25 protein-coding genes are annotated in these 23,416 nt (G+C 47.0%); 14 read left to right on the top strand and 11 right to left on the bottom strand.

Translation table 11 applies throughout. The annotated features are described in order from the left end of the window. The first annotated feature begins 78 nt into the window (after positions 1 to 78). A complete protein-coding gene (locus tag QWY16_RS08825; protein WP_300992807.1) occupies positions 79 to 726 on the top strand; it encodes a lytic transglycosylase domain-containing protein in 648 nt (215 codons plus the stop codon). Between the two features lie 38 nt (positions 727 to 764). On the opposite strand, the gene QWY16_RS08830 is transcribed toward QWY16_RS08825, so the two are convergent. The 3 genes from QWY16_RS08830 to QWY16_RS08840 all read right to left on the bottom strand — a co-directional run bounded on the left by QWY16_RS08830 (position 765) and on the right by QWY16_RS08840 (position 2,808). After that, positions 765 to 1,031 carry a GlsB/YeaQ/YmgE family stress response membrane protein gene (locus QWY16_RS08830; RefSeq protein WP_300992809.1) on the bottom strand — a complete coding sequence of 89 codons (267 nt, stop codon included), beginning with the start codon at positions 1,029 to 1,031 and terminating at the stop codon, positions 765 to 767. Between the two features lie 88 nt (positions 1,032 to 1,119). Further along, positions 1,120 to 1,662 carry a cysteine hydrolase family protein gene (locus QWY16_RS08835; RefSeq protein ID WP_300992811.1) on the bottom strand — a complete coding sequence of 181 codons (543 nt, stop codon included), beginning with the start codon at positions 1,660 to 1,662 and terminating at the stop codon, positions 1,120 to 1,122. Positions 1,663 to 1,953: 291 nt separating this feature from the next. After that, complete coding sequence (locus tag QWY16_RS08840) at positions 1,954 to 2,808, bottom strand: site-specific integrase (RefSeq protein WP_300992813.1); 855 nt, start codon at positions 2,806 to 2,808, stop codon at positions 1,954 to 1,956. Between the two features lie 225 nt (positions 2,809 to 3,033). On the opposite strand from QWY16_RS08840, the gene QWY16_RS08845 reads away from it, so the two are divergent. The 4 genes from QWY16_RS08845 (at position 3,034) to QWY16_RS08860 (ending at position 7,300) form a co-directional block, all read left to right on the top strand. Then, a complete protein-coding gene (locus QWY16_RS08845) occupies positions 3,034 to 3,540 on the top strand; it encodes a DinB family protein (RefSeq protein WP_300992815.1) in 507 nt (168 codons plus the stop codon). 126 nt (positions 3,541 to 3,666) lie between these two features. After that, positions 3,667 to 6,378, top strand: coding sequence for an aconitate hydratase AcnA (gene acnA, locus QWY16_RS08850; protein ID WP_300992817.1), 2,712 nt, complete (start codon positions 3,667 to 3,669; stop codon positions 6,376 to 6,378). 201 nt (positions 6,379 to 6,579) lie between these two features. Continuing rightward, positions 6,580 to 7,020, top strand: coding sequence for an acyl-CoA thioesterase (locus tag QWY16_RS08855; RefSeq protein ID WP_300992819.1), 441 nt, complete (start codon positions 6,580 to 6,582; stop codon positions 7,018 to 7,020). Beyond that, the gene (locus QWY16_RS08860; protein ID WP_300992821.1) at positions 7,004 to 7,300 is read left to right on the top strand and encodes a hypothetical protein; all 297 of its coding nucleotides are present in this window, start codon (positions 7,004 to 7,006) and stop codon (positions 7,298 to 7,300) included. The genes QWY16_RS08855 and QWY16_RS08860 overlap by 17 nt, the downstream gene beginning before the upstream one ends. Positions 7,301 to 7,403: 103 nt before the next feature. Here QWY16_RS08860 and QWY16_RS08865 read toward each other — a convergent pair whose 3' ends face one another. Genes QWY16_RS08865 through plsY form a run of 4 tightly spaced genes read right to left on the bottom strand, consistent with a single transcriptional unit; the run spans position 7,404 to position 8,927 of the window. Beyond that, positions 7,404 to 7,799, bottom strand: coding sequence for a hypothetical protein (locus QWY16_RS08865; RefSeq protein WP_300992823.1), 396 nt, complete (start codon positions 7,797 to 7,799; stop codon positions 7,404 to 7,406). 43 nt (positions 7,800 to 7,842) lie between these two features. Further along, positions 7,843 to 8,031, bottom strand: coding sequence for a hypothetical protein (locus QWY16_RS08870; protein WP_300992824.1), 189 nt, complete (start codon positions 8,029 to 8,031; stop codon positions 7,843 to 7,845). Continuing rightward, positions 8,012 to 8,311 carry a HesB/YadR/YfhF family protein gene (locus QWY16_RS08875; RefSeq protein ID WP_300992826.1) on the bottom strand — a complete coding sequence of 100 codons (300 nt, stop codon included), beginning with the start codon at positions 8,309 to 8,311 and terminating at the stop codon, positions 8,012 to 8,014. Before QWY16_RS08875 ends, QWY16_RS08870 begins: the two co-directional genes overlap by 20 nt. A 25-nt stretch (positions 8,312 to 8,336) precedes the next feature. Then, positions 8,337 to 8,927, bottom strand: a complete 591-nt coding sequence (gene plsY, locus QWY16_RS08880) for a glycerol-3-phosphate 1-O-acyltransferase PlsY (RefSeq protein WP_300992828.1) — start codon at positions 8,925 to 8,927, stop codon at positions 8,337 to 8,339. A gap of 134 nt (positions 8,928 to 9,061) precedes the next feature. Here plsY and QWY16_RS08885 point away from each other — a divergent pair, with 134 nt between their 5' ends. From QWY16_RS08885 to QWY16_RS08905, 5 genes are all read left to right on the top strand, one after another. Beyond that, on the top strand, positions 9,062 to 9,469 hold the full coding sequence (locus QWY16_RS08885; RefSeq protein WP_436837171.1) for a CoA-binding protein: 408 nt from the start codon (positions 9,062 to 9,064) through the stop codon (positions 9,467 to 9,469). Between the two features lie 123 nt (positions 9,470 to 9,592). Further along, on the top strand, positions 9,593 to 11,563 hold the full coding sequence (gene parE, locus QWY16_RS08890; RefSeq protein ID WP_300992829.1) for a DNA topoisomerase IV subunit B: 1,971 nt from the start codon (positions 9,593 to 9,595) through the stop codon (positions 11,561 to 11,563). After that, a complete protein-coding gene (parC, locus tag QWY16_RS08895) occupies positions 11,560 to 13,989 on the top strand; it encodes a DNA topoisomerase IV subunit A (RefSeq protein ID WP_300992831.1) in 2,430 nt (809 codons plus the stop codon). The genes parE and parC overlap by 4 nt, the downstream gene beginning before the upstream one ends. 499 nt (positions 13,990 to 14,488) lie before the next feature. Next, entirely contained in the window at positions 14,489 to 15,058 is a 570-nt protein-coding gene (locus QWY16_RS08900) for a HEAT repeat domain-containing protein (protein ID WP_300992833.1), read from the top strand. Positions 15,059 to 15,143: 85 nt separating this feature from the next. Then, positions 15,144 to 15,407: a hypothetical protein gene (locus QWY16_RS08905; RefSeq protein ID WP_300992835.1), complete on the top strand. Its 264-nt coding sequence runs from the start codon at positions 15,144 to 15,146 to the stop codon at positions 15,405 to 15,407. Positions 15,408 to 15,526: 119 nt separating this feature from the next. Here the strand turns inward: QWY16_RS08905 and QWY16_RS08910 are convergent, their stop codons facing one another. Beyond that, the gene (locus QWY16_RS08910) at positions 15,527 to 16,825 is read right to left on the bottom strand and encodes an NAD(P)-binding domain-containing protein (RefSeq protein ID WP_300992837.1); all 1,299 of its coding nucleotides are present in this window, start codon (positions 16,823 to 16,825) and stop codon (positions 15,527 to 15,529) included. Between the two features lie 59 nt (positions 16,826 to 16,884). After that, positions 16,885 to 17,202, bottom strand: coding sequence for an ArsR/SmtB family transcription factor (locus QWY16_RS08915; protein WP_300992839.1), 318 nt, complete (start codon positions 17,200 to 17,202; stop codon positions 16,885 to 16,887). Between the two features lie 158 nt (positions 17,203 to 17,360). Here QWY16_RS08915 and QWY16_RS08920 point away from each other — a divergent pair, with 158 nt between their 5' ends. Further along, positions 17,361 to 18,068, top strand: a complete 708-nt coding sequence (locus QWY16_RS08920) for a class I SAM-dependent methyltransferase (protein WP_300992841.1) — start codon at positions 17,361 to 17,363, stop codon at positions 18,066 to 18,068. 165 nt (positions 18,069 to 18,233) lie between these two features. On the opposite strand, the gene QWY16_RS08925 is transcribed toward QWY16_RS08920, so the two are convergent. Then, the gene (locus QWY16_RS08925; RefSeq protein WP_300992843.1) at positions 18,234 to 18,893 is read right to left on the bottom strand and encodes an O-methyltransferase; all 660 of its coding nucleotides are present in this window, start codon (positions 18,891 to 18,893) and stop codon (positions 18,234 to 18,236) included. A gap of 480 nt (positions 18,894 to 19,373) precedes the next feature. On the opposite strand from QWY16_RS08925, the gene QWY16_RS08930 reads away from it, so the two are divergent. Further along, on the top strand, positions 19,374 to 20,081 hold the full coding sequence (locus QWY16_RS08930) for an SDR family oxidoreductase (protein ID WP_300992845.1): 708 nt from the start codon (positions 19,374 to 19,376) through the stop codon (positions 20,079 to 20,081). Between the two features lie 133 nt (positions 20,082 to 20,214). Further along, the gene (dpaL, locus tag QWY16_RS08935) at positions 20,215 to 21,453 is read left to right on the top strand and encodes a diaminopropionate ammonia-lyase (protein ID WP_300992847.1); all 1,239 of its coding nucleotides are present in this window, start codon (positions 20,215 to 20,217) and stop codon (positions 21,451 to 21,453) included. Between the two features lie 250 nt (positions 21,454 to 21,703). On the opposite strand, the gene QWY16_RS08940 is transcribed toward dpaL, so the two are convergent. Further along, entirely contained in the window at positions 21,704 to 22,294 is a 591-nt protein-coding gene (locus tag QWY16_RS08940) for a TetR/AcrR family transcriptional regulator (protein WP_300992849.1), read from the bottom strand. Positions 22,295 to 22,490: 196 nt separating this feature from the next. On the opposite strand from QWY16_RS08940, the gene QWY16_RS08945 reads away from it, so the two are divergent. After that, positions 22,491 to 23,402, top strand: coding sequence for a DsbA family protein (locus QWY16_RS08945; RefSeq protein ID WP_300993368.1), 912 nt, complete (start codon positions 22,491 to 22,493; stop codon positions 23,400 to 23,402). Positions 23,403 to 23,416 lie beyond the last annotated feature (14 nt).

Consider the following 23,416-nt stretch of genomic DNA (forward strand, 5'->3'; position numbering starts at 1 on the left):
TTTCCTTCTTAGCAGTATACAGAAATCTGCAAAAAGATATGGTAAACTAGGGGAAATGAGCGATTAGGTGTGGGAAAAATGAAGAAAAAGAAAAAAAGCAAACGGCTCAACCGTTTGAAAATATGGTTTTTGATTGTATTGTTTCCCGCTGCAGTAGTGCTGACCACGCTTTTCATCGTGGTGTTTTATTTGTTCAACCCCATTACAGTAGTGAATACGTTAAAAGAAACGCCGCAACAATTATTTGAAATTGAATTTCCTGAAGAAAATATTCCGCTTTATCAGGAAGCTGCAAATGAATACGGCATCCCGTGGACCTTGCTTGCAGCGCATCACCGCATTGAAACGAAGTTTTCGACGATGGATCCGCTGCTGTCGCCGGTAGGGGCAGAAGGGCATCTTCAATTTATGCCTTGCACGTTTGTCGGCTGGACTCATCCGACCTGCTCAGGAAAAGGGCAGGGACAAATTCCGGAAAGCGAGAAAACAGACCCGGAAGTCATTGCCAAATACGGAGGATACGGAGTGGACGGAAATGGCGACGGCGTCGCAGATCCCTTTAATCTCTCTGACGCCTTGTACAGCGCCGCCAATTATTTGTCAAAGAACGGGGCAGCAGACGGGGATCTCGAAAGAGCGATTTTTCAGTATAACCACAGCGACAAATACGTGGAAGACATTTTGCATTATTACCATCTTTATGAAGAGCAGTTTCAAGGACAATAAAAAAACCGGATCCCCAAGGATCCGGTTTTAATATTTTATTAAGTTCTTCTTGTTCTGCCTTTACGCATAGATCCAAGAATAAGGCTTAAAATAAACACTAGTACTAAAGCACCGATCAATGCTGGGATTAAGTATACGCCCCAAATTGATGGACCCCAGTCGCCAAGCAGCAAGCTGCCTAGCCACGCGCCAATGATACCTGCGATAATGTTACCAATAATGCCGCCAGGAATGTCTTTACCAAGAATTAGACCTGCGAGCCAGCCGATGATACCACCCATAATCAAGAATAAAATGAAACTCATTTTTGTCCAACTCCTTTTTCGTTATGAATAAGTGCTACACTTAAGATATAGCCTTAATCATGACTTTTGAAACATGAAGTTGAAAAAATTATTTTACAGTGGCTCCCAAGGTGTTTTTGAAATGGCGCAATGCCCAGTCATGGCCAGCCGGGTCGAAGCTTGCGACAGCGTCTTGGTAGACGACAATTTTAAAGCCTTTGTTGTAGGCGTCGACCGCTGTGTGAAGCACACAAATATCCGTGCAAACCCCGGCAATATGCACTTCTTCTATGTCCCGTTCACGCAGCAGAATCTCCAGATTGGTGCCGGCAAACGCACTGTATCGGGTTTTATCCAACCAGACGATGCTGCCTTCATTGGCGCTATAGACATCCGCCAAACGGCCGTATAAATTTCTTCCCGCCATGCCTCTGATATTGTGGGGAGGGAACAGTTGCGCTTCCGGATGAAAGCTGTTGTCCATTTCATGCAAGTCGACCGGCATCACCACAAATTCTTTGTTTTGAACAAATTCCTCGGTCAATGAACAGATTTTTTCTTCAATGGCCTGTCCGGGCTCTCCGCACGTCAACGCGCCATCGTTTGCCACAAAATCCACCGTGTAATCCACTACCAATAATGCCTTTTTCATGAGTCATCCTCCTTGTCTTTTCCTTTTTATCTAACCATAAAAAAATTCTGAAAAAAAGCTTTAATAGATATTGCGAATAGAAACAATATTCAGTATAATCATCAAAAGGAGATGATGGATATGGTATTCGAAAACACAAAAAAGTTGAATCGTCAGGCAATGTGGTTTGTCATTCTTCATACAGTCATCCTATTCAATTTCGCACTCGACTTTGAAGTGTTCATGTGATCCATCATTTAAAATAACCTGCTCCTGAGTAAAACAGGGAGCAGGTTATTTTAATGGGCAAAATTAATGGCGCTTTAGGCGCGTCAAGGAATCTTTCAGCATACGGGAAGCGGAATCGAGCGAAACGCCCATGATTTGCTGAATCTCTTCCACGTTTTTATGTTCCACTGCATACAGATGATGAACATAAGCGAAACGGATGTCTCCCGAGCGGATCGGCGTGCCAAGAAAAGCCGATAACGAATCGGTGTAATCAGAAAGCGACCCCATTTTGAACATCGTATATTCATCTTTCACTTTTGAAGAAAGCAGGTAAGGGGTATTGCGGAAAACCGCCCGTTCAATGCCTTCGAGCATCACTTGAATTTCCTTCCCCGTGAATTCGATATGGACAGCATAGCCATCTTTCTTTTCGACGGTCAGTTCCAGCACGTCGCCGTGATCCGCGAAATCCTCCACCTCAATGGCTGCCATATCCCGCAGCCTGAGTCCCCGCATATACAACAGAAAAAGAATTTTTGCGTTCAACGATAATTGATCAGATTCCAGGACTGACATCTTTTTAGCCAGCAGATCTTCATAGTCCACATGGATGTCCGACGGAGTCAAGTCCAATTTTTGATTGAATTTGAACTTCGGCATAAAATCGACCGGAATCTTGCCGATCCGCCACATATAATCAAACCATTGGCGAATGTAGATCAATTTACGGTTTAACGTGCTGTCTTTAATGCCCGTCGCATATTCCTCCTGCAGGAATTTCTGGATATCGCTGGGCCGGATTTCATGGGGTTCCACTTGTTTTTTATACGTTTTCCGCAAGAATGCGAAGAGTGAACGGATCAATTGCACTTCATGGACAACCGTATTCGGGCTGATGCCATTTTTTAATCGATACTTTTCATAACCATAAGGCATAAAGCAGTTCCCCTCCTCCATATTTATCCTTAATTATACCATTAATCAAGGAAAATAGAACGTATCTTCCCTTATTTTAATCAACAGAAATGCTGTAAGGATGCGGGATTGAGTCCGAAAAGACCCACTCACCCTTCGATCAAAAAATTACTAGCCAAGAAAGCTTTATTTAAATAGTTTAAGGGTATGCCATACTATAGAAGGCCGTAAAAATGAGGGATAGCTATGTTCAAAGACGAAAACGCAAAAATCAGAAACGCTGTACTGAAAGCCGTGGAAGGGGTGAATGATGAAACGCTCAATAGGAAACCCTCTGCAGATGAGTGGTCACCAATGCAGATCCTCGATCATCTCCAGCTGATGGAAACCATGATTGCCAGAAGTCTTGCCAAACAATTGGCTAGCGGAAAATATGAAAAGGCAGTCAAGAAGCCGATTCAATTGACCGTTAGCCGCGTAGTGAAAGTGGATGCGCCGCATCATGTCGTGCCCTCTGCTGAATTTATTCCACTTGAAGATATGAAGAAGCGGCTGGAAGCTTCACGGGCTTTGCTTCACAAAGTTTATGACGGAGCGGCAGCAGAAGCATTAGAAGGAAAATCGATGCCCCATCCCGTTTTTGGCAAAGTGCCTCTGATTCAATGGTTTCCATTTATCGGCCTTCACGAAAAAAGGCATTTGAAACAGCTGAAAAAGACATTGGAAAAACTGGAAACTGCAAAGGTTGAGTGATTCAAAAAACTTATTACAATCCATAATTTTAATGTAATTTACTTATGCTTCTATTTTAGGTATGATGAAAGAGGAGAAAAGACGCTAACTCAGCCTTTTCAGAAGATTTAAAGGAGGAACATGATCATGGCAAAAAGCAGTTTGCACAACAGCCGTACTTCTTTTGAGCTAAACGGCAAAACGTATAATTATTATCGTTTAGCAGCATTAGAAGAAGCAGGAATCGCGAAAGTATCACGACTTCCTTACTCGATTAAAGTACTATTGGAATCCGTATTGCGTCAGCACGACGGATACGTCATCAAAGACGAACACGTTGAAGAATTAGCAAAATGGGGCAAAAATGCCAACAAAGATGCGGAAGTTCCATTCAAGCCGTCACGCGTTATCCTTCAGGATTTCACGGGTGTACCGGTAGTCGTTGACTTGGCATCCCTTCGTTCAGCAATGTCTGAGCTTGGCGGAGATCCAAATAAGATCAATCCGGATGTTCCGGTTGACCTGGTTGTTGACCACTCGGTCCAAGTAGACAGCTACGGTTCAAACGAATCTCTGAAAATCAACACGAAACTTGAATTTGAGCGCAACGCTGAGCGCTACCAGTTCCTAAACTGGGCACAAAAAGCATACGACAACTACCGTGCAGTTCCACCGGAAACGGGAATTGTGCATCAAGTAAACCTTGAGTACTTGGCAAGCGTTGTTCATGCGATCGCAAATGAAGATGGCACATTCGAAGCTTACCCGGATACACTTGTCGGTACGGATTCTCATACGACGATGATCAACGGTCTTGGTGTGCTTGGATGGGGCGTCGGCGGCATCGAAGCGGAAGCGGGCATGCTTGGACAGCCTTCATTCTTCCCAATTCCAGAAGTTATCGGCGTAAGATTGACAAACGCATTGCCAAACGGTGCTACTGCAACTGACTTGGCACTTAAAATCACTCAAGTGCTCCGCCAAAAAGGCGTTGTCGGCAAATTTGTTGAATTCTACGGAGCGGGCGTTACAACATTGCCGCTTGCAGACCGTTCAACGATCGCCAACATGGCACCTGAATACGGCGCGACTTGCGGATTCTTCCCGGTTGACGAAGAAGCGTTGGATTACCTTCGCCTGACGGGCCGTGAAGACGACCACATCGAAATCGTAAAAGCTTATTTGCAAGCGAACGACATGTTCTTTGATGCTGATAAAGATCCTATTTACACAGACACAATTGAACTTGACCTTTCTACAATCGAACCGAACTTGTCCGGTCCAAAGCGTCCGCAGGATTTGATTCCGTTGTCTGAAATGAAAACAGAATTCAACAAAGCGGTTACGGCGCCTGAAGGTCCACACGGTTTCGCGCTGAGTGAAGAAGAAATCAACAAAACAGCGACTGTCAACTTTAAAGACGGTTCAACTGCTGTCATGAAGACCGGTGCAATCGGCATCGCAGCGATCACTTCATGTACCAATACTTCCAACCCATACGTTATGCTTGGAGCTGGCCTTGTTGCGAAAAAAGCGGCTGAAAAAGGTCTAATGCCACCAGCTTACGTTAAAACTTCTTTGGCACCAGGTTCGAAAGTTGTTACTGGCTACCTGCAGCAGAGCGGACTTCTTGAATACTTGGAGCAAATCCGTTTCAACTTGGTTGGCTACGGCTGTACAACATGTATCGGTAACTCAGGCCCAATGCTTCCTGAAATCGAAGATGCGATTTTAGACAACGATTTATTGGTGACTTCTGTACTATCCGGTAACCGTAACTTTGAAGGGCGTATCCACCCGCTTGTAAAAGCTAACTACTTGGCTTCACCGCCGTTGGTTGTTGCTTATGCACTAGCAGGAACGGTTGACATCGACCTTCAAAACGATCCGATCGGACAAGACAAAGAAGGCAATAATGTCTACTTAAGCGATATCTGGCCAACAACTGAAGAAGTCAACGAAGTTGTGAAGAGCACAGTGACGCCTGAATTGTTCCGCAAAGAATATGCACGCGTGTTTGACGAAAACCAAACATGGAATGCGATTGAAACAAATGACGATTCCCTATATGCGTTCGATGAAGAATCGACGTATATTCAGAACCCGCCATTCTTCCAAGGCTTATCCGTAGAGCCGCAACCGATCCAATCTTTGGATAACTTGCGTGTCGTCGCGAAATTTGCAGATTCAATCACAACTGACCATATTTCACCAGCTGGCGCCATCGGCAAAGATACTCCAGCAGGGAAATACTTGCGCGAAAAAGGCGTAGAGCCTCGTAACTTCAACTCTTACGGATCTCGCCGAGGAAACCATGAAGTGATGATGCGCGGAACGTTCGCGAACATCCGTATCCGTAACCAAGTGGCACCAGGCACAACAGGCGGTTTCACAACTTACTGGCCGACTGGTGAAATCTTGCCGATCTACGATGCTGCCATGAAGTATCAAGACCGCGGAACCGGCCTTGTAGTTCTTGCGGGTAAAGACTACGGCATGGGCTCTTCACGTGACTGGGCTGCCAAAGGTACATTCCTGCTTGGCATCAAGACAGTTATCGCTGAAAGCTATGAGCGTATCCACCGTTCGAACCTTGTGATGATGGGTGTTCTTCCATTGCAATTCGTCAACGGACAAAACGCCGACTCACTTGGCTTGACTGGACGCGAAACCATTTCCGTGAACTTGACAGACGACGTGAAACCACGTGACGTTCTGACAGTTACAGCCACTGCTGAAGACGGAAAAGTGACAGAATTCAACGCGCTTGTGCGTTTTGACTCTGAAGTTGAAGTCGACTACTACCGCCACGGTGGTATCCTGCAAATGGTACTAAGAAAGAAATTAGTAGAAGCATAAGAAAAGCGAAAGCGCCTATGTAGCACCTACAAGCGCTGCAGCTAGACAACAACAGCAACAAGTTCAAACGTGCCTTGAATCAGCACGTTTGATCTGAACAAATCACAATCCCTTACACTTAAATAAGGCTGCCTCTGGGCAGCCTTATTTTTTATTTATACATAAAATTTCTGTATACTGACAGTAGAGGTGAAAGAGAAAATGCACATAAGCGACAAAGAAATTGAGATCCGCTATGCGGAAACAGACCAAATGGGCGTGGTGTACCACGCTAATTACATTATCTGGCTGGAAATCGGCCGCACCAAATTAATCGAAGATCTGGGGTTTACCTACGCCGGAATGGAAAGTGAAGGATATCTGTCACCTGTGACCGATATTTCAATCCAGTACAAAGCGGCGCTCCGCTATGGCCAGAAAGCGACCGTCCGCACCTGGGTGGAAGACCATGGCCGTCTCCGCACCATCTATGGCTATGAAATCCTCCATGAAGATGGGACGATCGCTGCGACGGCAACTTCTGAACACGTCGTGGTCAAAAAAGAGTCGTTCCGCCCGGTTTCGCTGCAGAAAATCTACCCGGAATGGCATAATAAGTACGAAGAAATCAAAAAGCAGGCTCCAGATGGCATTCGGAATTAAGCGGGAAGAGCTAAACCGCTGGAAGCAGAATGTGGAAGCCGGAAATATCGCGTTTCTCACGCATTACTGGATTGACGACCGCTTTCCAAGCTGTTCGACGGTCACGAAAGTGGGCTGCAGCGATTTGGAAAAGTTGGAGCAGTGGGGGAAGCAGTACGGATTGAAGGCCGAGTGGATGGACTTGCGCGGCGACTATCCTCATTTTGACCTGTTTGGCGACCATCAGCGCCGGATTTTATCTGCTGAAGGCATGATGGAGCAATTGAACCGCTTCCAGTGACCATAAAGACCCTTTCAATAAAAAAACTGCCGGCGGATTCATTTTTGCCGGCAGTTTTTTCTGTGAAGCTGGATAAGGAAAGATGTGCCGGCAATCAATTGCCTCACGATTCAAGGAAATTCTCAATATACTCCTGCAATTCCTCTTGGATGTCTTCCAATGATTCATCCAGCAGCTCTCCTATGCCTTGGCTGAGCGGGAAATTTTGGGCAACTGGAAAACCGAAAAAATAGCGTTCACACGTCCAGATCGGGATGGTTTGCAAATCGATCAACTCTTCGTTTTCATCACTGATGCTGATGACAAGAGAAGAACGATAATCCGGCTGAAAGGGATCGGTGCCTTCTTTGTCAACTCCGCCGTCGAGCACCATATAGTTCTGCAAGAAGGCCGGCTGGTAGCGCAGAAGCCATTTTTCGAGATACAGCTGCAACTCCGTTTCGGTGTATTCAATCTGCCTTTTCAATTCATCCGTAAATTCTTTTTGAGGAATCCGCATACAGACTACCTTCTTTCAAAAAAAGTTTATGAGTTTCGCCTGTTCATGTAGCTGTCATTAACAGGCGAAGCTGGCTAATACGAGCCGTGCCATCTTCATCCCAGAAAGTATCCGCATTTTCCTGGCACTCTTTAATGAATTGAGGCATTGACTGGACAAAAAAACACTGCCGAAGCAGTGCGGGCCGATCTTGGTATGAAGCTGCCCGGTTTTCAGGCACTTTCTTTCTCATAGGAATAATCCAGTTCCTGCAAATCATCGTTCACCGTGACATGTAAATCGTGGCCATCAAAAAACCAGGCATCACTTTGCTCGACATAATAAGTGACTTCATCCTGTTTAACCGCGGCAGCCGCTTCTGCAGGCTCGTCTTTCGTCACGCCGAGAGAAAACCCCGGCTGAAGCTGGCTCGAGCCGCCATAGCGAACGTAAAAACGGACCGCTTCTCCGGCAGTGACTTCCATTTCTTCTTGAAACCACTTGAATGCATCTTGACTGATTTTGATCTTCACTCCATGCACGCCCTTTCCTTGAACCTTACCATTTGATTTTTGGTTCTGTACCTGCTTTAATCCGCGAAATGTTGGCGCGGTGGCGGTAAATGATGAATGTTGCCAAGATGACAATGACCGCCAGGAACAGATAATCTCCTGTATAAATGGCGTATATTGTGGTATAAATAACAGCGACCACTGCTAAAATGATGGAAGAAAGCGACACCATCTTGGTGATTTTCAACGTGATGAGAAGCACAGCCACCGCCACTAAAAAGAGGGGCCATTGATAACCGAGCAGAATGCCGCCGGACGTGGCCACCGCTTTGCCGCCTTTGAATTTCGCGAAAAGCGGGAACATATGGCCGACTACGGCAATGACACCGAAAACCAAGGGATGGATATTGGTCTCCATATAAAGCGGAATCAATGTCGCGGCTGTCCCTTTCAATATATCCAGTACGGTAACGACGATTCCGGCTTTGGCGCCCAATGTCCGGAACGTGTTGGTGGCGCCCAGGTTGCCGCTTCCTTTTGTCCGGATGTCCGTTTTGTAAAAGATTTTCCCGATCCACAAAGCGGAAGGAATTGAACCAAGCAAATAAGCTAAAAGTACTGGAAGAAATGTATCCATTTTGAACTCCTTTGAACCATTCTATTTATGTTATCAGTTTAACACGAAGCGAGTTCTTTGGACAATATGTGTCTGTTTGTTCACCCTCCGAAAGGAAATCATGTATGATAGAATAAAAAGGACAGGTGATTCCCGTGAACAATCCAAGCCGTGAAGAAATTAAAAAAATCCTTGATTCTGCAAAAACAATCGCAGTCGTGGGGTTAAGCCCCAATCCGAACCGGACTTCCTATATGGTATCAGAAGCCATGCAAAAAGCCGGCTACCGCATTATCCCCGTAAACCCTGCAGCTGATGAAGTATTAGGTGAGAAGAGCTATGCTTCACTGACCGACATTCCGCATTCCGTCGATATCGTCAATGTCTTCAGACGCAGCGAATTTTTGCCGGAACTGGCGAAAGAATTCATTCAACTTGATTGTCCGGTGTTCTGGACACAATTGAATGTCGTGGACGAAAATGTGTTTAAGGACTTGAGCGATGCAGGATACACGGTCATCATGGACCGCTGCATCAAAGTGGAACACGCCATCCTCAAATAAGACCGATTGCGGTATAAAGGGCGCCCAGCGCTCTTTTTCTATGATTATTGACAGATTGGCCCGTTACCGATACGATTAAAAGAAGAAGAAAGTACGAACAGATGTTTGTTGGAGGGAACTTTAATGGCTAAAACAAAAAGCACGGCATACAACGAAGAAGCGATCCAAGTACTCGAAGGCCTAGATGCCGTTAGAAAACGCCCGGGTATGTATATTGGTTCAACAGATACCAGAGGGCTTCACCATTTGGTGTATGAAATTGTCGATAACTCCGTCGATGAAGCGCTCGCCGGATTCGGGGACCGGATTACGGTCACGATCCATGAAAACAACAGCATAAGCGTGCGGGATTACGGCCGCGGCATGCCTACGGGGATGCATCGCAGCGGCAAACCGACGCCTGAAGTCATCTTGACGGTGCTTCATGCCGGCGGCAAGTTCGGCCAAGGCGGCTACAAGACCAGCGGCGGGCTACACGGAGTCGGCGCTTCTGTGGTCAACGCCTTATCAAAATTCCTGGAAGTGACCATTTTCCGCGACGGCAAAAAGTATCGCCAGCGCTTTGAAAATGGCGGCAAGCCGGTTACGACTCTGGAAGAAATCGGTTCGACAAAAGAAAGCGGCACCATCATCCAGTTCCTGCCGGATGAGACGATTTTCTCAACCACCAAATACAATTATGAGACGCTCAGCGAACGGTTGCGGGAGTCCGCATTCCTGTTAAAAGGCTTGAAAATCGAATTGATCGACAAACGCACCGATACGGAAGAAACGTTCTTTTTTGAAACGGGCATTGAAGCGTTTGCCGCTTATTTGAACGAAGAAAAAGATGTCTTGCATCCGGTGGCCTATATCGAAGGCCAGCAAGACGAAATGGAAGTGGAATTCGCGTTCCAATTCAATGACGGCTATTCCGAGACGATTTTGTCGTTCGTCAATAATGTCCGCACCCGTGACGGCGGGACGCATGAAACCGGCGCGAAAGCCGCCATGACGCGCGTCTTCAACGATTACGCACGAAAAATCAATTTATTGAAAGACAAAGACAAAAACCTGGAAGGCTCTGATATCCGTGAAGGATTGGCCGCGATCATCTCGGTCCGGATTCCGGAAGGACTGTTGCAGTTTGAAGGCCAGACGAAAAGCAAGCTGGGCACCAGTGAAGCGAGAAGCATCGTCGATTCGATCGTTTCCCAGCAATTGATGTACTTTATGGAAGAAAATGCGGACCTCAGCGCATCGCTTGTCCGCAAAGCGATCCGCGCGTCCCAGGCACGCTTGGCCGCCCGGAAAGCCCGGGAAGATGCACGGAATGGCAAGAAACGCAAAAAATCCGACGTCTTGCTGTCCGGCAAATTGACGCCGGCACAGTCCCGGAACGCTTCGAAAAACGAATTGTACCTGGTCGAGGGAGACTCGGCCGGCGGTTCGGCGAAGCAAGGCCGCGACCGGACATTCCAGGCGATTTTGCCGCTCCGCGGGAAAGTCGTCAATACCGAAAAAGCGAAACTGGAAGACATCATGAAAAACGAGGAAATCTCGACGATCATCCACGCAATCGGCGGCGGTGTCTCGTCTGATTTTTCCATTGACGACATTGCTTACAACAAAGTCATCATCATGACCGATGCCGATACGGACGGCGCGCATATCCAAGTGCTGCTGTTGACGTTCTTTTACCGTTACATGAAACCGCTGATCGAAGGCGGCAAAGTGTTTATCGCCCTTCCACCGCTGTATAAAGTGTCAAAAGGCGTTGGCAAGAAAGAAGTCATCGACTATGCCTGGACCGAAGCGGACCTGGAAGCATCGACGAAAAAAGTCGGCAAAGGCTATATTTTGCAGCGCTATAAAGGACTCGGGGAAATGAACGCCGATCAGCTATGGGAAACGACCATGAATCCGGAAACCCGGACGTTGATCCGCGTGACGATAGAAGACGGCGCCCGCGCTGAACGCCGAATCACGACATTGATGGGCGATAAAGTGGAACCGCGCCGCAAATGGATTGAAAACAACGTCGACTTCGGAATGGAAGAAGACGGCAATATTTTAGACAATGATTTGATTCATGCTGAGGAGGAAGTTGTATGACACAAACCGAACGTTTTCAAGATCTGCCCTTAGAAGAAGTCATCGGCGATCGGTTTGGGCGTTACAGTAAGTACATCATCCAGGACCGGGCCCTTCCGGACGCGCGCGACGGGCTGAAGCCCGTTCAGCGCCGGATTTTGTACGCGATGTACAAAGAAGGCAATACGAACGACAAAGCGTTCCGGAAATCGGCCAAAACCGTCGGTAACGTCATCGGCAACTATCACCCGCACGGGGACAGTTCCGTTTACGAAGCGATGGTGCGGTTGAGCCAGGACTGGAAAATCCGCCATATGCTGGTGGAAATGCACGGCAATAACGGATCGATGGACGGCGACTCGCCGGCTGCCATGCGATATACGGAAGCGCGCTTGTCCGCGATTTCCGGTGAATTGCTGCGCGACATCGACAAACGGACAGTGGAATTCATTCCAAACTTTGACGATTCTGATATGGAGCCGACGGTACTGCCAGCTGGATTCCCGAATTTATTGGTCAACGGCTCTACCGGGATTTCTGCCGGTTATGCGACGGATATTCCGCCGCACGCTTTGCATGAAGTGCTTGACGCGGTACTGATGCGCATGGATAAGCCGGAAGCGACAGTGGACGAATTGATGACGGTCATCAAAGGTCCGGATTTTCCGACGGGCGGCATCATCCAAGGCGTCGATGGCATCAAGAAAGCCTACGAAACCGGCAAAGGGAAAATTGTGGTCCGCTCCAAAGCTGCAGTGGAACCGCTCAAAGGCGGAAAAGAACAAATCGTCATCACGGAAATTCCGTTTGAAGTCAATAAAGCGACAATGATCAAGAAAATCGATGACCACCGTTTTGACCGAAAATTGGAAGGCATCTCGGAAGTGCGCGATGAATCAGACAGAACCGGTCTGCGCATTGTCATTGAACTGAAAAAAGACGTGGACGCCAACGGCATTTTGAATTATTTATTCAAAAACACGGATCTTCAAGTAAGCTATAACTTTAATATGGTTGCCATCTATAAACGCCGTCCAACCATGATGACGCTGCCGTCTCTGCTCGATGCGTATATCACCCACCGCAAGGAAATCATCACGAAGCGGTCGGAGTATGATTTGCAAAAAGCCAATGACCGCATGCACATTGTGGATGGCTTGATGAAAGCCCTGTCGATCCTCGATGAAGTGATCAAAACCATCCGGGCGTCTAAAGACAAACGGGATGCGAAAAACAACTTGATCACCGCTTTCGCTTTTTCTGAAGCACAAGCAGAAGCGATTGTTTCTTTGCAATTATATCGATTGACGAATACCGACATCACCGATTTGAGAAATGAAGCGGCGACCTTGAAAAAATTGATCGACGAATTGACCGGCATTTTAACCAGTGCCACCAAACTGAAAAATGTCATCAAGAAAGAGCTGGCTGCCGTACGCAAGCAATTTGCCGAGCCGCGCCGTTCTGCCATCGAGGAAAAAATCCAGGAAATCACCATTACCCGTGAAGTCATGATTCCGAGCGAGGAAGTCGTAGTCACGGTTACTAAAGAAGGTTATGTGAAACGCACCAGCACGCGGTCGCATGCAGCTTCAAATGGCCAGGACTTTGCGATGAAAGATACGGACCATTTGCTGTTTGAAGGAAGCTTGAATACCCAGAACACGATTCTGATGTTCACGACGAACGGGAACTTCGTGTACCAGCCCGTTAACGAATTGCCGGACATCAAATGGAAAGACCTGGGCCAGCATTTGTCGAGCATCGTGCAGCTGGAACCGAACGAGTCGATTTTGGCCGTTTATCCGTTTGAGAATTTCGATGCGGATGCCAGTATTTTGACAGTTTCCAAACACGGTCTGGTGAAACGCTCCGCCTTGAAGGATTATCATGTTCAGCGCTACTCGAAGACCATCAAGACCATGAATTTGAAAAATGGCGATTCGCTGATTTTCGCGGGGCTCGTGACCAAAGAAACCGAATTGTTCATTGCCACCAACCAAGCACACGCAGTGCGCTTCCCGATGGAAGAAGTGCCGATTACCGGTTTGCGTACAGCTGGCGTTAAAGGCGTGAATTTGAAAGACGGGGACTTTGCCGTCTCGGCCATCATGATTGATTTGGAAGAAAAGCAGGATCTGATTTTGGTGACGCAGCGCGGAGCCGCCAAGAAAATGAAGCTGCAGGAATTCGAAACAGGCAGCCGGGCAAAACGCGGCGTTGTGATGCTGCGAGAATTGAAAGCAAATCCTCACCGTGTAGTGGCGGTTGTCAGTACGACAGGCAGAGAAGAAGAAATACTGATTGAAACGGCAAAAGGCGTTCGATTGACGCTGGCTGTCAATACCCTGAAGCCGGTTGACCGTTATTCGAACGGTTCATTCGTTCTCGATGAAGGAACGGATGGCACACCGGTCACCGTTTACCGATTAGAGAAAAAAGAATAATAAAGACGAAGGCGTCTCCTGAAAAGGGAGGAGCCGGGACTGCAGACAAACTCGAGAAAATCGAGCGGTCTGCAGTCTTTTTTATTGGGTGCAAATTGAACAGGCGCTTTAGAACGGCCCCTGCAAAAAGCCAAAAAGGCCGCTGAAGTTGCTGGAGTTGGAAGAGGGGAGCTATGCCATACTTTGGGATTTGCCGCTGTACAATGCGCTTCCTGAAAGGAAAGGGTTTTTTGATTCCAGCGTATACTGAAGATACATAAGTATCTTCTTATGAGAAAAATAAATAAGTTATGTAAACTAAAATTCACCCCATTAAAAAATCGCATAGGGGCTTTTGATATTACATAAGCATATACTTATGTGTTAAATATTTTTGTTATGTAAACTAAAAGGGTGCTTAGCCTTTTGTTATAATGGATTCAACAAGTTGTGATCGACGGCAACAAACTGCAGCCAACCCAGCAAGAGATATGTTAAACAACCGATAGGAGCGGATAAAATGGAACAACAAATCCAACGCTATTTTGATGGATTGGAATCGCCTGACAAGCAAATTCAATACGAATCATTCACCAGCATAATGGCGATTACCGAAAAAGAAGTCGACTGGGCCTATGAAATATGGGACGAATTATTGAAAGGCCTGACTGATCCGAACAATCATACAAGGTCACGGGCGGCCCAATTTCTTTCGCAATTAGCCATCAGTGATCCGGAGAACCGAATATTGGATGACTTTCCGGCGCTGTGGGAAGTGACGAAAGATCCTAAGTTTGTCACAGCCAGGCAAGCACTGCAAGCCGTTTGGCGAGTCGGGCTAGCCGGGGATGAACAGCAGGGGCTGGTTGTGGACCATTTGGCTGACCGCTTTAAAAATTGCACAGCCGAAAAAAACCATACGCTGATCCGGTTTGATATTATCCAGGGCCTGAGAAAGTTGTTTGATGAAACGAAGGAAATGAAAATTAAGCAAATCGCGCTGGACTTGATCGGGTTGGAAGAAGACAGCAAATATGAAAAGAAATATAAGGCCATCTGGAAAAACGGGCAAAGGATTGAATCTTTTTGAAACTTTCATTACGTCTTTCCGTAATACCTGGCAACAGCTAGTTGGCTTTGTCAAAAGTTTTAAACGGTGAAAGGGAGGGTGTGGCATGAGAAGGTCGACATTGCTCGGCTTTTTAATGGTTTTGATTGCCTTTGGTGTATATTTTCGCGTGATCGACCCGATGCTGGAATCCAATAGATGGCTGGCATTTCTTCTTTTCATGCTGATCTCGGCTGCTGGGAGTTCATTGAATAGAGCTGTCGAGGGGCGGTTCGAATTTTTGGATAAGCGGCTTGATCCACAAATGAGTGTCTGGCTCGCAGCCGGCTTATTGATTTTTCTTCCGTTGCTGATCGTTTCACTGGGGTAATAATATGGAAGCATGCCATAACATACAGATTAATAAATTAAAAAACGCTTTTCCAAATGGAATCGCGTTTTTTTATGTTTTGTCGAATTAGGATACTGAGGCACCTGATAAACTTCAACTCAGCCGCAGCAAGCTGATCCGGACCCGGCCGCTGTAAGAACCTGCACCGGAATCGGGCGGCTTGAGCAGACGCCGGTCTCCGGCAGCTTTAATTCCACCCGTTTTGCGGCTTCCGTATCGCCGCTTAAATGCGCGGCAACCGAGCGGACTTGCTCGTAGCCAGTCGCCATCAGGAATGTCGGGGCACGGCCATAGCTTTTCACGCCGACGATGTAGAAATCTTTTTCCGGCTGACGCAATTCCTGTTCGCCGTGCGGCCGGACAGTTCCGCAGCTATGGACGTTCGGGTCGATCAATGGAGCAAGAGCCGGCACGCTTTCAAGTGCCGGATCGAAACTGTAGCGGATTTCACGAAGGAAAGAGAAATCCGGTTTGGAGCCGGTATTCGCAATGATTTCATCAAATGGGCCGAGTTCCACGAAGCCGCCGTTTTGATTGGCGATCAACGTGACGGTGCCGTCCTCATTCGACTCCAAAGAAGCGATTGTTGTGGCCGTCTGGGTTGCAATGGCTCCGCTTGCCATGACGCTGCCTACGCGGCTGCCAAGCGCTCCGCGTTCCGGCAACTGGTCGTCGCTTCCACCGCCGAGGGCACTTGCAGCATTTGGGCGGCGGAGAATCCAGGAAATTGCGGTAGCTGGAGCATCGTTTTTAAGCGCCACCAAGTCGAGAATGGAATTTAAAGCCGAATGCCCGCTTCCCACAACGGCAATGCGTTTGTGTTCAAAACGCTGGCGGTCGGCACCGAGAATATCCGGAATGCCGTAATGGATATGCGGGTTGGCGATTTCAGGCATGCCGCCTGAAACGAGCGGATTCGGCTGCTGCCAAGTGCCGGTCGCATCGATCACTGCTCTCGCTTGGAAAGTGCGGAGCGTACCGTCTTCCTGCACCACCAGTTCAAATGGGCGTTCGTCGCGTCCTTCCATTTTGACTTTATCGAGGCCTTTGCGGCTGATGTGGAGCACTTGGCTGTTCAAGTGGATAAACGGCTTGAGCTCCGGCAATTGGCCAAGCGGCTGCAAGTACTGCTCTGCAATATCCCGCCCATAAGGCAACCGGTCGGGAGCAGGTATCGGAACTTCGTATTTTTCCATCAATTCTTTTGCCGCTTCATCGATATTGTATTGCCAAGCCGAAAACAAGCGGACATGGCCGTAATCCAGGAAGCTGGTGCCGAGCTGCGCTCCCAATTCAAGCAACAGAAACGATTGCCCCCGTTTCACCAACTGGGCAGCAGCGGCCAAACCAACCGGTCCTCCGCCGATAATAGCAACTGGTAATTGTGTGGTTTCCATAACACTCACTCCTTCATCAAATTTATTTGATTTATTGTCTTACAGAAAAACCATCCCGGTTAACAAGATGGATTGATGACGCGGCAGATTTCGTTTGACAAGAGCCTGTCCATTTCCTGGCTGTTCAAGGAGTAATAACTCCACGTTCCGCGGGTTTCTTTATGCAGCAATTCCGCATTCAGCAAAATCTTCAAGTGGTAGGAAAGTTTTGATTGCGGGATGTCCATTTCTTCGACCAAGTCACAGACGCAGACAGAACCTCTCCGGCAAATCATATTGAGCAGCTCCAGCCGTTTTGGGTCCGCCAATGCCTTGAATTTCTGTGCGTAGAGATCAAAGTCCTGAGTGGAAGCGATCTGTTCAATGCCAGAACCCATACGTATCCCTGCTTTCTATTAATCAAATTTATTTGATTTAATCATATACCAGTTAAAACCAAAACGCAATCGTTTTCAGAAAATTAAACCAACACATTGAATCACCGGAAAAGAAAGGATAAGGTAAGAAGAAACATTCAAAATCCAGGAGGCGGAATATGAAAGACAAAGTCAGAGAAGTGTATAACCAGCTGGCCGGTTATTATGCCAATGAAGCAGATCAAACGGGTCTATACAACAGCGAATACGAGCGGCCGGAAATGATGGCGCAATTGCCAATGGATATGAAGGGCCACAGCGTTTTGGATGCCGGCTGCGCCGCTGGCTGGTATACCGAGCAATTGGAAAAACGCGGCGCGAATGTCACCGCCATTGATCTGAGCCCGGAAATGGTCAATGCGGCCAAGAAACGGATGGGGGCCAAGGCGAACGTGCTATGCGCCGACCTGGCAGCGGCTTTGCCGTTTGAAGACCGTTCTTTTGATTGGGTGGTCAGTTCGTTGACGCTTCATTACCTGGAGGACTGGGGCAAAACGTTTCAGGAATTTAAACGGATCCTAAAGCCGGGAGGCCGGCTGCTGTTTTCGGTCCATCATCCGTTTACGGATATCGAGTTGCTGGCGGAAGCCGATTATTTTTCAACCGAACTGATAACCGACCACTGGGAGAAGTCGGGGAAGGCTTATGAAGTCCTCTTTTACCGCCGGCCGCTCAGCGATATTTTCAATCAAACGCTTGAACACTTTGCCATCCAGGAAATCATCGAACCGAAGCCGACGTTAAAATTCAAAGACCTGGCCCCGGAAAGTTACGAGCGGCTGATGAAGAAACCGAATTTCCTGATCATCCAAGCAGCTATGAAATGACGTGAGAAGGCCACCGGACAGTATTTCTTAGGTAGCGGACAGTATTTCTTGAAAGCGGACAGTATTTGGTGGTCACCGGACAGTATTTCACTTTTTCGCCTGGTTTAAATTAAAAAAGCGTTCACCAAGAGGCAAAATCTCTTAGTGAACGCCTTAAATACAAGCTTATTTCACAATTCCAATCGCAAATCCGTCATAACCTTTGCTACCGACCGTCTGCATGACCGTGCCGTCGATCAGCGTGTCATCCGCCATCAAGTCCATGAAGTCGCGCATCGCTTTGCCGTTTGGATCTTCCGGATCCAAAACGCGGCCGCCGCGGACGACATTGTCGGCAATGATGACTGTGCCAGGCCGGGAATACTCCAAAGCCCATTTAAAGTAATGAGGATAGTTCGGTTTGTCAGCATCGATGAAAATCAAATCGAAATGCGTCCAGCCTTGTGATTTGAGCATCGGCAAAGTGTCGATAGCCGCACCTTCAATCACTTCGATTTTATCGGACAATCCGGCGTTTTCGATATTTTCTCGCGCCACAATGGCGTGGGCATTTTTGTATTCGAGCGTCACTAGGCGTCCGTCATCAGGCAGTGCGCGTCCCATCCAGATGCTGCTATAGCCGCCAAGTGTACCGATTTCCAGGACATTTTTGGCGTTAGCCAGTTTCACCATCAGTTTCAGAAACTTGCCTTGATTCGGTGACACATCGATTCCAGGCAAGCCGGCGTCAAAGTTGTTTTGATGCACCGCTTCCATCACAGGGTCTGAGTTGTGGAGCTTCTCCGTGAAATAATCATCTACGTCGTTCCAAAGTTTTTCTTTCATATAGGCCTCCTGATTTTTTAAGACTTAACCATCCCAAAATAGAAAGTAGCTGAACGGCTGTCCGGTTTTTTTGCCTCACTTCATAAATCAAGCAGTATGAGGATAAAAAAGAGCTGCTGCAAAACAAATCTGATACAGCTACTATGTCATCAACTATATATTAATTTTTCTGATAATAAAACACCCACTGGCTCAGCTGCAAAACTTATGGTGATGCAACAGCTGTCTCTATCAATTAAGCCGGTAGAGAAGAAAGCAGTTTGAATTTGTTTCTCTCACTTCATTTTTGTGGTCTTTTTCTGTTTACGGCAAGTTGGTTTTAGAATAGTTTATAAGTGTGATCGCCAATTTAATCTGAGGTATTCTTGTGTTTATAAAATGATGTAAGGAGGAATAAAGAAAAAACGATTAACAGGCTGCCAGCAGTTGCGAAACAGTAGATAAGAGACCCACGGAATAAGTAGCGGGAGGAGAAATCTAATGTCACACATTAAACAAGTCGCACTTGTCACAGGCGGGAATCGGGGAATAGGTTATGAGTTGGTGAAACAATTGGCAGTGAACGGCTTTAAAGTCATTTTGACCAGCCGGGATGCTGAAAAAGGCCAGAAAGCCGCTCAAATACTTCAGGAATCAAAACTGGACGTTTCGTTCGCAGTAATGGATGTCGAGGAAAAGGAAAGCATTCGCCAAGCGGCGAGTGCGATAAATGATCAATATGGCAGATTGGATGTATTGATCAACAATGCGGGCGTTTATTTGGATGAGCATGAAAAGTTATTGGCCATGGACCCTGGCATTCTGGAAAAAACGATGGCGACGAACTTTTTCGGGGCATATTATGTGATGCATTCTTTTCTTCCGCTGATGGAAAAGCATGGCTATGGAAGAATCATCAATATTTCTTCAGGCTATGGAGAACTGCGAGAAATGGCTGTTCCGGGAGTAGGCGCCTACAAACTCTCCAAACTTGCTTTAAATGGGTTGACGCAATTGGCCGCTGCAGAGCTCAAAGGAGACATCAAAGTAAATGCAGCTTGTCCAGGATGGGTAAGTACAGATATGGGTGGACCTTCGGCTCCGAGAACCCCAAAGCAGGCAGCCGCGTCCATCCTTTGGCTAGCGACGATTGGCTCGGATGGCCCCAATGGAGGGTTCTTCCGGAATGGCAGACAAATCGATTGGTAACCAACAAGTAGGTGGCATATTTTAAAAGGGCTGCTTGCCAGCTGGAGCCCATGCAGTGCTTGGCGTAGGCTGCGGTCTAGCAAGTAACCATCAGATGGACGGCAGAAATCTCCAATAAAATAGGAGGAGAAAAATGATGAATGCTACAGATAATGAAGGGGAGATTCAATATCTAGCGAATAAAAGCAGGCGAAAATCTAACGATGAAAATGCGAGTGCAGGCTTTATGAACAGGAAGGCCGTTGAACAGGCCAGGAATTTCCATAAGAGCTTTCCCGAGTATAAAGTAACGCCCCTTCACAGTTTGACCGGCTTGTCCAAGCATTTAAAGGTCTGCAACATCTGGGTAAAAGATGAATCTCACCGTTTTGGCCTTAACGCTTTTAAAGTGCTGGGCGGTTCCTATGCGCTTGGCAAATACCTGGCAGAAAAATTGAACGCCGATATTTCAGAAGTATCTTTTCAAAAACTAAGAAGCCACGAAGTGAAGGAGCGGCTTGGAGCCCTCACTTTTGTAACAGCGACTGATGGCAATCACGGAAGAGGCATCGCTTGGGCCGCAAGCCAGCTCGGGCAAAAATCAGTTGTCTGCATGCCGAAAGGATCTTCGCCAATAAGATTGGACAATATACGGAAAGAAGGCGCGGAAGCCTTCATAACCGAGTTGAATTATGACGACACCGTTAAGCTGGCCAACCGGATGGCTGAAGAAAATGGTTGGGTGTTGGTGCAGGACACGGCTTGGGATGGCTATGAGGAAATTCCGATTTGGATCATGCAAGGGTATGGAACAATCATGGATGAAGCGTTGGAACAGATGGCTGAAACCGGCGTTGACCGGCCGACGCATGTGTTTTTGCAAGCAGGCGTCGGTTCTTTCGCCGGCAGCATGCTCGGCTGCCTGGTGGAAAAGTATGGCGATGAACGGCCGGTTACAGTGATTATCGAACCGGAAAAAGCAGCTTGCTTATACAAATCGATAAGGATTGGAGATGGAAAACCGCATGCAGTGACCGGAGCTTTGGATACAATCATGGCCGGATTGGCTTGCGGTGAACCCAGTATAGCTTCATGGGGCATTTTAAAAGATTTTGCGGAGATCTTTGTTTCGTGTCCTGATTATGTGGCAGCACGGGGCATGCGGATTCTCGCAAACCCAATAAGCTCTGACCCTCGCATTATCTCAGGCGAATCCGGCGCAGTCGGGATGGGATTGCTTAGTCAACTGGCTGAAAATGAAAACCTTAGTAGAATGAAAAAAGAATTGAATTTAAACCAGGATTCTAAAGTTCTGATCATCAGCACAGAAGGTGACACGGATCCGGGCCATTATAGGAAAGTGGTCTGGGACGGTGCCTATCCGACTGTGTAGTAGTCGGACGAATAAATAATCGTATCCTTCCATTAGAAGTTTTCCTTCATCATTTTAGAACAGTTTGATTGTGGTTATTACAAGCGCAAATCGGATAACTGGTCTTTTCGCCCAATGAAAAACACCTTTCGCTGACATCTTGGCATTTCCATGCCTGATTCACAGCGAAAAGTGTTTTATTTAGTCTGGTTTTCAGGATGATACCCATTAGACGGTTAGAAGAAATGCAGATCTATGAAGTGGCTACTAATTAATTCTCAACACCCATCTGTTCATTCGTGAGTCGGGTATCGATGCCAGACAGGATAAAAGGAATCGCGGATTTGATGAATTCTTCCGGCGCAACGTTCTTTGAATTTCTTTTCCATTCCACCGAAGCGCCGTAAATTCCCCAGCTCAACATCACCGCCGCCACTTTAAGCGCTTGCTCGTCTTCAGTCGGCCGCTGTTTCACCAGCATCTTATAGAAAATATTTTCAAGCTGCTCCCGGATGATCCGGGCAATCGTATCTTCGTAGCCTCTATGGCAGCGGGTGGATAAGGACAATTGGAAATTGGTGATGGCTTTGAAAACGTGGACCAGTGCTTCTGTATTCAAGGCGTTGTTCTGGTAATACTCAGCACCCAAATTGACGGACCATACTTCCAATAAAGCCTTCTCCAGTAAATCGTAGATATCTTCAAAATGATAATAGAAAGTCGCACGGTTAATCATCGCCTTGGAGGTAATATCCTTTACGGTGATGTCTTTGAATTCCTTTTCTCCTGAGAGGTCAATGAACGAATCCATGATGACTCTGCGCGTGCGCAAAACCCGTGGATCTGTTTTTGATTGCGTCATGTTTTCTTCACCTACTTTTCCTACAGTTTCTCATATGTGTTGCATAAGCGACAAATCTGCCTATCTATTGGTATGGGTTAAATCCATTATGGCTTAAGATGGATTTGTAAGGCAAATAAAACAGAGCCTCTTAGAAAATACAATCTTTATTTAAAAAAATAGAAATGAGGGAAAAGAATTGAAAAACAATAACAACATGATGTGTGATTTAGAAACAGGTGTATGCGGAGTGGCTGGAGAAGAAGAAATGGAGATCATTGATTTGAATCAGCCAAAAAAATCGATTACCTTGTATTATGTAACGGATCCGATCTGTTCGCATTGCTGGGCCATCGAACCGGTGCTTCGCCGTTTCACCGAGCAATACGGCGACCATTTCAAGTTCCAAACGGTAATGGGCGGATTGCTGGAAAAATGGCATGACGGACCGATTGACCCGGCAAATGGAATCTACAAGCCAGCCGACGTTGCGGGCCATTGGAGAGAAGTCGGGGAACACTCAAGAATGCCGATTGACGGGTCTTTGATGATTGATAACCCCGTCCAGTCATCGTATCCGCCTTCCCGCGTGTTCAAAGTGATCCAGGAAAAACATGATGAGGCAAAAGCCAACGAGTACCTGCGCCGTGCACGAGAAGCCCTTTTCGCTTTCAATCAAAACATTTCAGATCAAGCGGTCATGATTGACATCGTCAACAAGATGGGGCTTGACGGAGAAGCCATTATAGCGGAAGCGGAGCAGCCACGCGGCCAACAATTATTAAATGAAGATTTCAGCCTGGCGAGAAGCATAGGTGCCAGAGGTTTCCCGACGATTATCATGGTCAACGAAGAAAACAAAGGTGTGAAACTTGTCGGAGGCCGTCCTTTTGAATCTTATGTCGATGGCTTGAAACAGGTCCTGAACCAGGAAGAACTGCAAGCCAAGCAGCAGCCGTCGCTTTCGCGCTTGCTTGAAAAAGAAGAATTGCTGTTTTCCAAAGAAATTGAAGTCATGTACGATGTGGACCCAACCGGCATCAATGCTTTTATTGAAAAAGAACTTTCACCAGGCCGCTATGAAGCGAAGGAAATCCTGGGAGAATCTTATTTTACAACGGTCAAATAACGAGGAGGAAAAGA

It is taken from the genome of Planococcus shenhongbingii (genome assembly GCF_030413635.1).
Lineage (GTDB): Bacteria > Bacillota > Bacilli > Bacillales_A > Planococcaceae > Planococcus > Planococcus shenhongbingii.

What these genes read in the sequence shown, in the direction of transcription:
- QWY16_RS08940 (WP_300992849.1), bottom strand. Translation starts at nt 22,294, where the DNA reads ATGACGCAATCAAAAACAGATCCACGGGTTTTGCGCACGCGCAGAGTC.
- QWY16_RS08860 (WP_300992821.1), top strand. Translation starts at nt 7,004, where the DNA reads ATGGCATTCGGAATTAAGCGGGAAGAGCTAAACCGCTGGAAGCAGAAT.
- QWY16_RS08830 (WP_300992809.1), bottom strand. Translation starts at nt 1,031, where the DNA reads ATGAGTTTCATTTTATTCTTGATTATGGGTGGTATCATCGGCTGGCTC.
- QWY16_RS08920 (WP_300992841.1), top strand. Translation starts at nt 17,361, where the DNA reads ATGAAAGACAAAGTCAGAGAAGTGTATAACCAGCTGGCCGGTTATTAT.
- QWY16_RS08905 (WP_300992835.1), top strand. Translation starts at nt 15,144, where the DNA reads ATGAGAAGGTCGACATTGCTCGGCTTTTTAATGGTTTTGATTGCCTTT.
- QWY16_RS08840 (WP_300992813.1), bottom strand. Translation starts at nt 2,808, where the DNA reads ATGCCTTATGGTTATGAAAAGTATCGATTAAAAAATGGCATCAGCCCG.
- QWY16_RS08825 (WP_300992807.1), top strand. Translation starts at nt 79, where the DNA reads ATGAAGAAAAAGAAAAAAAGCAAACGGCTCAACCGTTTGAAAATATGG.
- QWY16_RS08925 (WP_300992843.1), bottom strand. Translation starts at nt 18,893, where the DNA reads ATGAAAGAAAAACTTTGGAACGACGTAGATGATTATTTCACGGAGAAG.
- parC (WP_300992831.1), top strand. Translation starts at nt 11,560, where the DNA reads ATGACACAAACCGAACGTTTTCAAGATCTGCCCTTAGAAGAAGTCATC.
- QWY16_RS08930 (WP_300992845.1), top strand. Translation starts at nt 19,374, where the DNA reads ATGTCACACATTAAACAAGTCGCACTTGTCACAGGCGGGAATCGGGGA.
- parE (WP_300992829.1), top strand. Translation starts at nt 9,593, where the DNA reads ATGGCTAAAACAAAAAGCACGGCATACAACGAAGAAGCGATCCAAGTA.
- QWY16_RS08915 (WP_300992839.1), bottom strand. Translation starts at nt 17,202, where the DNA reads ATGGGTTCTGGCATTGAACAGATCGCTTCCACTCAGGACTTTGATCTC.
- QWY16_RS08845 (WP_300992815.1), top strand. Translation starts at nt 3,034, where the DNA reads ATGTTCAAAGACGAAAACGCAAAAATCAGAAACGCTGTACTGAAAGCC.
- QWY16_RS08910 (WP_300992837.1), bottom strand. Translation starts at nt 16,825, where the DNA reads ATGGAAACCACACAATTACCAGTTGCTATTATCGGCGGAGGACCGGTT.
- QWY16_RS08945 (WP_300993368.1), top strand. Translation starts at nt 22,491, where the DNA reads ATGATGTGTGATTTAGAAACAGGTGTATGCGGAGTGGCTGGAGAAGAA.
- acnA (WP_300992817.1), top strand. Translation starts at nt 3,667, where the DNA reads ATGGCAAAAAGCAGTTTGCACAACAGCCGTACTTCTTTTGAGCTAAAC.
- QWY16_RS08835 (WP_300992811.1), bottom strand. Translation starts at nt 1,662, where the DNA reads ATGAAAAAGGCATTATTGGTAGTGGATTACACGGTGGATTTTGTGGCA.
- dpaL (WP_300992847.1), top strand. Translation starts at nt 20,215, where the DNA reads ATGATGAATGCTACAGATAATGAAGGGGAGATTCAATATCTAGCGAAT.
- plsY (WP_300992828.1), bottom strand. Translation starts at nt 8,927, where the DNA reads ATGGATACATTTCTTCCAGTACTTTTAGCTTATTTGCTTGGTTCAATT.
- QWY16_RS08865 (WP_300992823.1), bottom strand. Translation starts at nt 7,799, where the DNA reads ATGCGGATTCCTCAAAAAGAATTTACGGATGAATTGAAAAGGCAGATT.
- QWY16_RS08870 (WP_300992824.1), bottom strand. Translation starts at nt 8,031, where the DNA reads ATGAGAAAGAAAGTGCCTGAAAACCGGGCAGCTTCATACCAAGATCGG.
- QWY16_RS08855 (WP_300992819.1), top strand. Translation starts at nt 6,580, where the DNA reads ATGCACATAAGCGACAAAGAAATTGAGATCCGCTATGCGGAAACAGAC.
- QWY16_RS08900 (WP_300992833.1), top strand. Translation starts at nt 14,489, where the DNA reads ATGGAACAACAAATCCAACGCTATTTTGATGGATTGGAATCGCCTGAC.